The 11,188-nt window shown below is 42.4% G+C and carries 10 protein-coding genes and 1 pseudogene; 2 read left to right on the forward strand and 9 right to left on the reverse strand.

The genetic code is table 11. From position 1 onward, the window contains the following. Positions 1-42 precede the first annotated feature (42 nt). The 7 genes from fabF to yceD form a co-directional block, all read right to left on the reverse strand. Entirely contained in the window at positions 43-1,284 is a 1,242-nt protein-coding gene (fabF, locus tag ACHUE3_RS06285; protein WP_394191238.1) for a beta-ketoacyl-ACP synthase II, read from the reverse strand. Between the two features lie 113 nt (positions 1,285-1,397). Further along, positions 1,398-1,634, reverse strand: a complete 237-nt coding sequence (gene acpP / locus ACHUE3_RS06290) for an acyl carrier protein (RefSeq protein WP_016707440.1) — start codon at positions 1,632-1,634, stop codon at positions 1,398-1,400. Between the two features lie 240 nt (positions 1,635-1,874). Beyond that, complete coding sequence (gene fabG / locus ACHUE3_RS06295; RefSeq protein WP_394191240.1) at positions 1,875-2,621, reverse strand: 3-oxoacyl-ACP reductase FabG; 747 nt, start codon at positions 2,619-2,621, stop codon at positions 1,875-1,877. Positions 2,622-2,634: 13 nt separating this feature from the next. Next, entirely contained in the window at positions 2,635-3,561 is a 927-nt protein-coding gene (fabD, locus tag ACHUE3_RS06300) for an ACP S-malonyltransferase (RefSeq protein ID WP_394191242.1), read from the reverse strand. A gap of 59 nt (positions 3,562-3,620) precedes the next feature. Continuing rightward, on the reverse strand, positions 3,621-4,664 hold the full coding sequence (plsX, locus tag ACHUE3_RS06305) for a phosphate acyltransferase PlsX (RefSeq protein ID WP_394191244.1): 1,044 nt from the start codon (positions 4,662-4,664) through the stop codon (positions 3,621-3,623). Between the two features lie 12 nt (positions 4,665-4,676). Then, the gene (gene rpmF / locus ACHUE3_RS06310) at positions 4,677-4,847 is read right to left on the reverse strand and encodes a 50S ribosomal protein L32 (protein WP_008109865.1); all 171 of its coding nucleotides are present in this window, start codon (positions 4,845-4,847) and stop codon (positions 4,677-4,679) included. Between the two features lie 9 nt (positions 4,848-4,856). Continuing rightward, positions 4,857-5,381: a 23S rRNA accumulation protein YceD gene (yceD, locus tag ACHUE3_RS06315; protein WP_394191246.1), complete on the reverse strand. Its 525-nt coding sequence runs from the start codon at positions 5,379-5,381 to the stop codon at positions 4,857-4,859. Positions 5,382-5,523: 142 nt separating this feature from the next. Between yceD and ACHUE3_RS06320 the strand changes: the two genes are divergently transcribed. After that, on the forward strand, positions 5,524-6,120 hold the full coding sequence (locus tag ACHUE3_RS06320) for a Maf family protein (RefSeq protein WP_394191248.1): 597 nt from the start codon (positions 5,524-5,526) through the stop codon (positions 6,118-6,120). Here the strand turns inward: ACHUE3_RS06320 and ACHUE3_RS06325 are convergent. Together ACHUE3_RS06325 and rluC are read right to left on the reverse strand one after the other, a co-directional pair. Next, positions 6,117-6,764, reverse strand: a complete 648-nt coding sequence (locus ACHUE3_RS06325; RefSeq protein ID WP_394191250.1) for an HAD-IA family hydrolase — start codon at positions 6,762-6,764, stop codon at positions 6,117-6,119. The two genes, ACHUE3_RS06320 and ACHUE3_RS06325, sit on opposite strands and share 4 nt — an antisense overlap. After that, positions 6,761-7,726, reverse strand: a complete 966-nt coding sequence (rluC, locus tag ACHUE3_RS06330; protein WP_394191252.1) for a 23S rRNA pseudouridine(955/2504/2580) synthase RluC — start codon at positions 7,724-7,726, stop codon at positions 6,761-6,763. Before rluC ends, ACHUE3_RS06325 begins: the two co-directional genes overlap by 4 nt. A 665-nt stretch (positions 7,727-8,391) precedes the next feature. Between rluC and rne the strand changes: the two are divergent. Then, positions 8,392-11,188, forward strand: a pseudogene (gene rne / locus ACHUE3_RS06335) (ribonuclease E); the annotation flags it as partial.

Consider the following 11,188-nt stretch of genomic DNA (forward strand, 5'->3'; position numbering starts at 1 on the left):
AGTCACAACTGGGCTATTATTCTTTCTCGTTGTTTAAAAAGATTATACCTTTTTAAATAGCAACGAGCCATTAGTACCACCAAAACCAAACGAGTTACATAATGCGTAGTCTAATTTCGCATCACGTGCAGTGTGAGGAACATAATCCAAATCACAGCCTTCGTCAGGGTTATCAAGGTTAATTGTTGGGCTTACTTTTTGATCTTGTAACGACAAAATAGTAATGATTGATTCAACCGAACCTGCAGCACCAAGTAAGTGACCCATCATAGATTTAGATGAACTCACCATCACATCTTTGGCTGCATTACCAAAGATAGATTTAACCGCAGAGGTTTCAGCCTTATCACCTGCGTTGGTAGAAGTACCGTGAGCGTTAATGTAACCCACTTGATCAGCGTTTACGCCTGCGTCGTTTAACGCATTTTCCATCGCAAGGGCTGCACCTGCACCATCTTCAGGTGGTGAAGTCATGTGATAAGCATCACCGCTCATGCCAAAACCAACCAGTTCTGAGTAAATTTTAGCGCCACGTGCTTTAGCGTGTTCGTATTCTTCAAGTACGATTACACCTGCACCATCTGAAAGCACAAAACCGTCACGGTCTTTATCCCAAGGGCGTGACGCTGCTTGTGGGTCATCGTTACGCGTTGAAAGTGCGCGAGCTGCATTAAAACCACCCATACCAATCGGTGTCGAGGCTTTTTCAGCGCCCCCTGCAACCATGGCATCAGCGTCCCCGTATGCAATCATACGAGCGGCATGGCCGATGTTGTGTAAACCTGTAGTACAGGCAGTTACAATCGAAATATTTGGACCACGTAGACCGTGCATTATCGATAAATGACCCGAGATCATATTGATAATAGTCGATGGCACGTAGAAAGGAGAAAGCTTACGTGGGCCACTGTTTAAAAGTTTTATGTGGTTTTCTTCGATTAACGTTAAACCACCAATGCCTGAACCAACAGCAACACCAACGCGCGGTGCGTTTTGCTCTGTGATCTCAAGGCCAGAATCTTGTAATGCTTGTACACCCGCCGCTATGCCATATTGGATAAACAAATCCATTTTTTTAGCATCTTTAGGCGACATATTATAGTCAGACGCATTAAAATCATTCAGCAAGCCTGCGAACTTGGTACCAAAACTTGAAGTATCGAAATGTGTGATAGTTTGAATACCACTTTTGCCATTTAACAAGCCTTGCCAGGTTGATTCAACATCGTTACCTAGCGGTGTCAACATTCCTAAGCCAGTTACGACTACTCGACGTTTAGCCACGGGTTGCCTCCAATAAGGGAATTATTATTTTAGGTGGGGTGTGTACTAAATTAATTAGTATCATATTACGGATAGATTAAGGGCAGCGAATGCTGCCCTTAATTTGCGATTGATTACTCAGCGTGAGCTGTAACGTAATCGATTGCAGCTTGTACTGTAGTGATCTTTTCAGCTTCTTCGTCTGGGATCTCAGTGTCAAACTCTTCTTCAAGAGCCATTACTAATTCAACAGTATCAAGTGAATCTGCGCCTAAGTCATCTACGAAAGAAGCTTCGTGCTTTACTTCTTCTTCTTTAACACCTAGTTGCTCAATGATGATTTTCTTTACGCGTTCTTGGATGTCGCTCATTCTTCTTTCCTTTATTAAAAACGCCAATGCGTTATTTTCAGATTGCGGCGTAGTTTACGGCGCATAATTCTGTGATTCAAGGATTTGCTGATAATTATTTATCTGGTCAAACCTCTTGAGGGTTATTTGTGTCTTTTATCGCTTATTTTAACAACGAATTCAAGTATGTTTAAAGCAAGATCACAAAAAATTCAACATTTTTCGTTAAACTTGCTCAAATCATATTAGGAACAAAGTTCCTTAAACCATATACATCGCGCCGTTAACGTGCAGCGTTTCGCCCGAAACGTAAGCCGCAGCATCTGATGCTAAGTAAGAAACAGCAGCCGCAATTTCGTCCGGTTGACCTAAACGACCTGCAGGTACATTTGCAAGCGTTGCTGCTTTTTGCTCTTCTGTCAACTCGTCAGTCATGTCAGTTTGAATAAACCCAGGCGCAACAACATTTACCGTTATACCACGTGATGCAACTTCACGCGCTAATGATTTAGAAAAACCAATTACGCCCGCTTTAGCTGCAGCGTAGTTAGCTTGCCCTGCATTACCCATAGTACCAACAACTGAGCCAATATTAATAATACGGCCATTCTTTTTCTTCATCATTGGACGTAATACCGCTTTTGATAGGCGGAATATAGAGCTTAGGTTGGTGTCGATGATATCGTCCCATTCACCCTCTTTCATACGCATTAATAAGTTATCACGGGTTATACCCGCATTATTAACTAAAACATCAATATCGCCTAAATCTGCTTTTATAGCAGCAAGTGTTGCCTCAATCGATGCAGGATCGGTTACGTTTAACGCATAACCTTTACCATTATCACCTAAATATTCACTGATTTTAGCTGCACCCGATTCGCTCGTAGCAGTACCTGCTACTTTCGCACCTTGTGCAACCAGTGTTGTTGCAATCGCTTTACCAATACCACGACTTGCACCAGTAATTAGGACTACCTTGCCCTCTAGTGAAAATAAATTTGCCATTATAATCCTACTCTTATTTAGCTTCATCAATGGCGGCTTGGCTATTCACCGAACCACATACCATTGCTTTATCAATACGTTTTGCTAAACCCGTCAATACTTTACCTGGGCCAAACTCATAGCTTTGGGTAATACCCTGTGCTACCAATGCTTGAACTGTTTCGGTCCAGCGAACTGGGCTATATAATTGACGTACTAATGCTTCTTTAATTGCATTAGCTGCATTTTCTGCACTAACGTCAACATTATTAATTACATCACACTTAGGTGTATTAAATGTTAAAGCGGCTAAATCAGCTGCTAATTTATCAGCTGCAGGCTTCATAAGCTCACAATGTGAAGGCACACTAACAGATAATGGCAATGCACGTTTAGCACCTGCCTCTTTACACGCTTCTGCCGCTCTATCTACTGCCGCTTTGTGCCCTGCAATAACTACTTGACCTGGCGAGTTATAATTTACCGGCGCTACAACTTCATCTTGTGCTGATGCGCTACAAGCTGCTTTGATTTCATCATCACCAAGGCCGATGATTGCAGCCATTGAACCCACACCAGCAGGTACGGCTTCTTGCATGTATAAACCACGATTTTCAACGAGTTTAACTGCCTGAGCAAGGCTCAGTACGTCTGCACACACTAGTGCAGAGTATTCACCTAAACTGTGACCAGCCATAATGACCTCTGCGTCTGGGTTAGCAGCTAACCATTGGCGATAAATAGCAACCGAAGCGGTTAATAAAGCAGGTTGGGTACGATGGGTTTGATTTAGTTCTTGTTCTGGACCGTTCAGTACGAGTGCTGCTAAGTCATAACCAAGTGCATCTGATGCCTCAGCAAATGTTGCTTTTACAATGTCAGACTCGGTAAGGAGCTCACTTAACATGCCCACAGATTGTGAGCCTTGACCTGGAAAAACAAGTGCGATTTTTTGTGCCATACTTTGCTCTTTTAATTAAACAAATAAAAAATGTTTAAGTAAACGCCTGACATCATAAATTACTCGTCAGTCGTTACTTTTTTAGTTGAATGTGTTTGCTCGAAGATAGCGGCTATTTTCTCTGGAAGTTGACGTTCTACTTCTCTGGCGGCTTCATCGATAGCAGCATGAAATGCTTTAGCTGACGCATTTCCATGACTTTTTACAACAATACCGCGCAATCCTACCAGAGAAGCGCCGTTATACTGGTCGGGGTTCACCCTTTTATAGAGTTTTTTTATGACAGGGCGTAACATAAAAGCCATGCATTTATAGAAAAAATGCTTTCTCAGTGCTTTTGTAAGCTTAAACATAATAAGCTTAGCAATGCCTTCACAGGTTTTAAGGGCAACATTACCGACAAAACCTTCACACACGATAACATCAGATTTACCAGTAAATATATCACTGCCTTCGCTGTAACCGGTGTAATTTAAGTAATCACATTGCTGCATAAGCTGTGCGGCTTGTTTAATATCTTCATGGCCTTTAATGTCTTCTGAGCCGATATTTAATAAGCTTACTTTGGGGTTATCACAACCGAGCGCTTGCCCTGCAACTACAGAGCCCATAATGCCAAACTGGTATAAGGTTTGCGCATCGCAATGCACATTTGCCCCTAAATCAAGTAGATATACAGGGTGTTTCTGTTCGGTTGGAACCGCTGAAATCAATGCTGGGCGTTTTACTCCAGGCAGCATTTTTAATACGTAATGCGCCATAAAAAGTAAGGCACCTGTATTCCCAGCGCTTACACACGCTTGAGCCTCACCAGATTTAACTAAATCTAGGGCTACGCGCATTGATGAATCTTTTTTTGAACGTACTGCTAATGCAGGCTCACAGCTATTAGTGACCACTTCACTACAGTGACGAATAATTAATCTTGGATGAGATAAAGAATCGAGAGAATCGAGTTCATTAGATATTACTTGCTCGTTACCACATAAGATGAGTCTTAAGTTGGCATTAGCATTTACCGCGTTAACGGCTGCGGGGATAGATGAACGGGGGCCATAATCGCCCCCCATCATATCTAACGCAATGGTTAGATTGGTCAGCATATAAGCAATCTCTTAGTTAGAAATTACTTGAACGCCTTTGTAGTAACCATCTGCAGTCACGTGGTGACGACGATGAGTCTCACCAGATGTTTGGTCTACAGTTAAAGTTGGACCACTGATCGCATCGTGTGAACGGCGCATGCCGCGTCTTGCACGAGACTTTTTGCTTTTTTGTACAGCCATAGTCTTCTCCTAAGAATCTTTCTTAAGTTGTTTCAAAATATCAAATGGATTTGGTTTATCATCTTCCGCCTTTAATACACCAAAGCTGGCAGGCTTTGCTGAATAACTGCATGAAGCTTCGTTGTGTGTAGGCACTAATGGCACTGCTAAAAGTAGTTCGTCTTCGATTAACTCGTAAACGTCTATTTCACCATTTTCATCAAGTGCTACTTCATCGTAGTCTTCTGGAAGATCATCTGACTCTGTATCCAAACCGACTGGCGAATACACAAAGTCTTGATCCAAATCCAACCCTAAATCACCATTACAACGTTGACAAGTTACAGTTACGTGTGTCGACAAATTGCCGCGGATAACAACCAAACCTTGCTCATCGTTCTTGCAATGAATTTTTACCGCTATTTCACCTACTTCTTCCTGGATAACTTCTCGTAAACGAGTCAGTTTTTCAAGCTGGACAATACCGTCATAACTTAAACGGTGCTGAGCTGCTTTACCTGGATGAAGAGTGATGGGAATTTTCACCTTTTGCATAGGGGCTGCATCATATAGATAGTTACTTGGTTAGTCAAAGTAAAAAACCATTTTACACTGGTTTTTCCTGATTCATTTCTTTGTTTTGCCAACGGATCTGATTTATCCTAACTCAATCTGATTTTCATTAGGAAAACAATCCATGCACCACTCGCTTATTTTAGCTTCAAGTTCACCCTTTCGTCAGTCTTTATTGCAAAAATTTAATCTTCCGTTTGCCAGTTTTTCCCCAGATGTTGACGAAACACCTATCGCAAACGAATCACCTAGCCAGCTAGTTATGCGTTTAAGTGCATTAAAAGCCCAAGCCGCAAAAGGTAAATTTGATAACGGACTGGTCATTGGCTCAGATCAAGTGGCGGTTTTTAACGGGCAAATATTAGGAAAGCCGCACAATAAAGAAAACGCCATTAAACAACTGAGCTTATTTAGTGCAAATACCGTCACTTTTTTAACCGGTTTAACTGTGTACGATTTAAATACCAACACATCAAAAACCATCGTAGAGCCTTTTGAGGTGACATTCAGAACACTCACATTGGCACAAATAAGTGCTTACTGTGATGCCGAACAACCGTATAACTGCGCAGGGAGCTTTAAAAGCGAAGGACTTGGTATTTGTTTATTTGAAAAACTCAGCGGCGATGATCCAAATAGTTTAATTGGACTACCATTGATTAAACTCAGCCAAATGTTGGCTGAGTTTGGTTTAGATGTACTAGACAATCAAGTCGGCTAGTCGAGTAACAGCGTAGATAATTGCTGATATGAGCCAACCGTAGCAATTGGCTCATATTCATTTAGCTGCGTTTCATTATGCACGCCCATAGTGACACCTACTCGGTCAATATGCGCAGCCTGAGCCATCGCCATATCAATTTTAGTATCACCAATCATCAGCGCCTCACTGGCATTTATATCAAGCTCATTAAGTAGCTGAAGTAACATCTCTGGTGAAGGTTTAGATTGCGCATCATCGCTAGTGCGGGTGGCCGCAAAATTGTGGCCAAGTTTGGTTTCATCCAATAAGCGCTCAAGCCCTACACGGCTTTTACCTGTTGCTACCGCTAAAATAACGCCTTTGGCTTTTAAATTGGCCAATGTGTCTGGTACATCGTCAAATAATGGCGAGGGTGTAACATCAACATGTTTAAACTGATGCTTATATTCTGCAATTAAATCTGCGTATAAATTGGCGTTATCGGGGAATAAAGTGGCTACAGCATGCTCTAGCGACAAGCCAATAATATTTTTTATTGCCTCATCACTTGGCGCAACTAAGCCACAAACTAATGCTGATTCGCGCATGCAATTGACTATTTTAGACACCGAATCCATTATGGTGCCGTCCCAATCAAATATCACTAATTTATAATTTTTCACGATTTAGCTGCGCGTAATGTTTTTATGCAATTAGTTAAGGTTTTATCAAGTGGCGCTTCAACACGCATGGTTGTTTCGTTTTTAGGGTGATAAAAGCTCAAATCATGTGCGTGTAAAAACAATCGGTTTAAGCCGATTTTACGCATGCCAGCATCAAATGCCTGATCGCCATATTTGTCATCACAGGCAATTGGGTGACCTTGGCATTGGGTATGAACACGAATTTGGTGCGTGCGCCCTGTTACAGGTGATGCTTGTACTAATGAACATTCATCATAACGTTCAAGTACTTTAAAACGAGTATGAGATGGCTTGCCCTCTTCGCTATTATCTACTCGTACAATACGCTCACCTGATTGCAGAGTATTTTTACGTAAGCCTTCTTTCACGTTTTTAGTTTTAGACTCCCACTGGCCATCTACAAGTGCCCAGTAGTTTTTTTCCATGGTTTTTTCACGCAGTTGCTCGTGCAAACTAGTTAACACAGAGCGACGTTTAGCAATTAATAAACAACCAGAGGTATCACGGTCAAGTCGGTGAACAAGCTCAAGGCTACGCTCATCAGGGCGTAATGAACGTAACGCCTCAATTAAACCGTAACTTAAGCCACTGCCGCCATGTACAGCCATACCCGAAGGTTTGTTAATCACAATAAGGTATTTATCTTCAAATAAAATGGCGTCTTCTAATTGTTTAACTTTTTCGAGTTTACTTGGCACAAAGTCATCTTGACGCTCTGCGATTTTAATTGGCGGAATGCGTACCACATCATCTAGCTGAAGTTTATAAACGGGTTTGATACGCTTTTTGTTTACTCGCACCTCACCTTTACGAAGAATTTTATAAACAGCGCTTTTAGGCACCCCTTTTAAATGGGTAATAAGAAAGTTATCAATCCGTTGACCTAGGTGGTCTTCGGTAATCGTGACGAAAGATACTTGTAAGCCGGTTTTTTCTGACATTGCCTAATCACTGATTTAAGTAAAATAATTTAGTTGCTAACACGGTTATAATAGTGGGATAATCACCTTCGCAAATTTAATTTGCAATAACAACGGTGCTTTTTAACACATTAAGACATTCGTGATGCACATTCTAGGTAATTGATCATACAGATCCGAGATAAGTTTTCCAAAGCTTTTATACAGACCTAGTTTACACGTGCGTTCAATTAACTACGGTGCGCGTAATATATCGTAAGTTAAGTTTGAGCATGAACAGCCTTGATTGAAGAAATAAAAGCAATTTGAACAGATAATTTGTCTGATCGTGACGGCGTAAAAACGCCGTTCAGCAGATGTGCTGTAAATACACAAGTTAATTTAATAAATGGTCGACTCTGCACAGAACTCGAATACGATGCTGTAAAACAGCCGCTAGTTTTGTCGCCATTAAGAACCTAATAACGTGACAACACGTTATTGTCAGCCAGCACCATAAAGATACTTGTAAGATAATACAGTACCAAGCTCCGCCACAGACCCAGTCGTGAGACTGCATAAAAAGAAGCGACAGGAGCAACTGAACAGGCGAAAAAATTCGTCATGTCAGCGACATAACACAGTAGAGTAATAATATGAAACGTATGCTAATCAATGCGACGCAGCAAGAAGAAATGCGCGTAGCACTGGTTGATGGCCAGCGCCTGTATGATTTAGATATCGAAAGCCCGGGTCACGAACAAAAAAAAGCCAATATTTATAAAGGCAAAATCACACGCATTGAACCGTCATTAGAAGCAGCCTTTGTTGATTACGGCGCTGAACGTCACGGTTTCCTTCCTTTAAAAGAAATCGCTCGTACATACTTTCCGCAAGGTTACACCTTCCAAGGTCGTCCGAACATTCGTGACGTAATTAAAGAAGGTCAAGAAGTTATTGTACAAGTTGATAAAGAAGAACGCGGTCAAAAAGGCGCTGCACTTACTACTTTTATCAGCGTAGCTGGTAGCTATTTAGTTCTTATGCCCAATAACCCTCGTGCTGGCGGTATTTCACGTCGTATCGAAGGTGATGAGCGCACTGAATTAAAAGAAGCATTGAGCCGTTTAGAATTGCCTAAAGGCATGGGTTTGATCGTGCGTACTGCCGGTGTTGGTAAATCGTTTGAAGAACTAAACTACGATTTAAAAGCGCTTCTTGTACACTGGGATGCGATTCAACAAGCATCAAACAGCGGCAAAGCTCCGTTTTTAATTCACCAAGAAAGCAACGTTATTTTCCGTGCTATTCGTGATTATTTACGCCGTGACATTGGTGAAATCTTAATAGATAAACCGCGTGTATTTGAAGAAGCAAAAGCCCATATTGAGCGTTTTCGCCCTGACTTTATGAGCCGTGTAAAACTTTACTCTGGCGAAGTGCCATTGTTTACACATTATCAAATCGAAAGCCAAATCGAATCTGCGTTCCAACGTGAAGTACGCCTGCCTTCTGGTGGCTCAATTGTAATTGACCCAACTGAAGCGCTTACTTCTATCGATATCAACTCATCAAAAGCCACTAAAGGCGGTGATATTGAAGAAACAGCACTAAACACAAACTTAGAAGCCGCAGACGAAATTGCTCGCCAATTACGTTTACGCGACTTAGGTGGCCTGATTGTTATCGACTTTATTGATATGACGCCACCGCGCCATCAACGTGAAGTAGAAAACCGTTTAAAAGACGCTGTTCGCCCAGATCGTGCCCGTGTGCAAATTGGTAAAATTTCACGCTTTGGCTTACTTGAAATGTCGCGTCAGCGCTTACGTCCTTCATTGGGTGAAGCAAGTCAGGGACCATGCCCTCGTTGTAGTGGTCAAGGTACTATTCGTTCAAACGAGTCAATTGCGTTATCAATCTTACGTTTAATCGAAGAAGAAGCCATCAAAGACAACACAGCGCAAGTTAATGCGCAAGTGCCTGTTGCTGTTGCCGCTTACTTACTAAACGAGCAGCGCCGTAGCGTTCACCGTATCGAAAAACGTCATAGCTGTGATGTAGTGATCATTCCAAATCAACACATGGAAACACCACACTACGAAGTTATGCGCTTGCGTAAAGATGAAACTCTTGAAACAGTGAGTTATGACCAAGTTGTAGCGCCTGAGCCTGAAGTGTTTGAAACTTCTAAAACACCCGCTGTTGCAGTACGTGAAGAGCCTCGATTGAAAGGTGTTGTTATGCCTTCAACTCCAGCACCTCAAGCAGCGGAAAAGCCAGCGGCAGCGCAACAAGCAGCAGCCCCTCAAGCTACTGCACAAATTGGCCTGTTAGCTAGCATTGGCAATTGGTTTAAATCTTTATTTGCTGACTCAAGTGAAAAACAAGAGCCAGAGAAAAAAGAGCAAACTAATAAACCGAACACGCGTAATAACCGTAATCGTAACAATGATGGTGATAATCGTCGTCGCAATAACCAACGCCGTCGTAATAACAACTCACGTAACAAGCCTCAAAATGAGCGTACTGAACGCCCAGCTGAGGAAGTAACAGCAGTCGACAGCAGCAACACAGAGCAAAAAGAGAATAGAAACGAGAACCGCAACAAGCGCCGTCGTAACCCTAATTCTCGTAAGCGTAATGAAAACCGTACTGATGACAAAAAGCCAGCAACTGACGTTAATGAGTCTGTAGAGAATAAAGACACTAACGTAGAAAAAACTGAGCAAAAGCCAAAAGCGCGTCGTCAACGTCGTAACATTCGCAAGAAAGTTCGTGTGCAAAATGACGAAAATACAGCTGTAGAGTCAACAGCAACTGAACAGCCAGCAGTACAACAGCCTGTTAAAGCCGCTGAGGAAAAGCCAGAGGCTAAACCTGCTGTAGAAGCTGAGCAAGTTGAAACACAAGCAAATACAAGCGCTGAGACAGCACCAGAAACAGCAAAATCAGAGCCAGTGCAAAACGCTGCCCCTGAGCAAGATGCATCAGCTGATGAAGAGCAAGGTCAAACTCGAACTCGTTCACGCCGTTCACCTCGCCATTTACGTGCTGCAGGTCAACGCCGTCGTCGTCCTGAACAAGGCGAAGAAGGCAGTGAGACACAAAGTACTCAGCCTCCTGCATTTATCCCGGTAGCTGATCAAGCCGCTGCTGAATATGAAGCAGAGCTAAAAGCGAAATCTGAAGAAACAGCGACTGATGCATCTGAGAAAGTAGAGCAAGCAGTTGCAACTGAAGATTTAGCAAAGGTTGATAAAGCTGAACCAGCACCTGCTGTAACTGAACATGCTCCTGCTGCAACTGAAGAAGCTCCTGCTGCAACTGAAGAAGCTCCTGCTGCAACTGAAGAAGCTCCTGCTGCAACTGAAGAAGCACCTGCTGAAACTGAAGAAACACCTGCTGCAACTGAAGAAGCACCTGTTGCAACTGAAGAAGCACCTGTTGCAACTGAAGAAGCACCTGTTGCAACTGAAGAAGCACCTGTTGCAACTGAAGAAG

The sequence above is a fragment of the Pseudoalteromonas atlantica genome (genome assembly GCF_043641955.1).
GTDB lineage: Bacteria > Pseudomonadota > Gammaproteobacteria > Enterobacterales > Alteromonadaceae > Pseudoalteromonas > Pseudoalteromonas atlantica_A.

Excerpts from the sequence above, each read along its gene's own strand:
- ACHUE3_RS06320 (WP_394191248.1), top strand. The coding sequence starts at position 5,524 with ATGCACCACTCGCTTATTTTAGCTTCAAGTTCACCCTTTCGTCAGTCT.
- fabD (WP_394191242.1), bottom strand. The coding sequence starts at position 3,561 with ATGGCACAAAAAATCGCACTTGTTTTTCCAGGTCAAGGCTCACAATCT.
- acpP (WP_016707440.1), bottom strand. The coding sequence starts at position 1,634 with ATGAGCGACATCCAAGAACGCGTAAAGAAAATCATCATTGAGCAACTA.
- rluC (WP_394191252.1), bottom strand. The coding sequence starts at position 7,726 with ATGTCAGAAAAAACCGGCTTACAAGTATCTTTCGTCACGATTACCGAA.
- fabG (WP_394191240.1), bottom strand. The coding sequence starts at position 2,621 with ATGGCAAATTTATTTTCACTAGAGGGCAAGGTAGTCCTAATTACTGGT.
- yceD (WP_394191246.1), bottom strand. The coding sequence starts at position 5,381 with ATGCAAAAGGTGAAAATTCCCATCACTCTTCATCCAGGTAAAGCAGCT.
- rpmF (WP_008109865.1), bottom strand. The coding sequence starts at position 4,847 with ATGGCTGTACAAAAAAGCAAAAAGTCTCGTGCAAGACGCGGCATGCGC.
- plsX (WP_394191244.1), bottom strand. The coding sequence starts at position 4,664 with ATGCTGACCAATCTAACCATTGCGTTAGATATGATGGGGGGCGATTAT.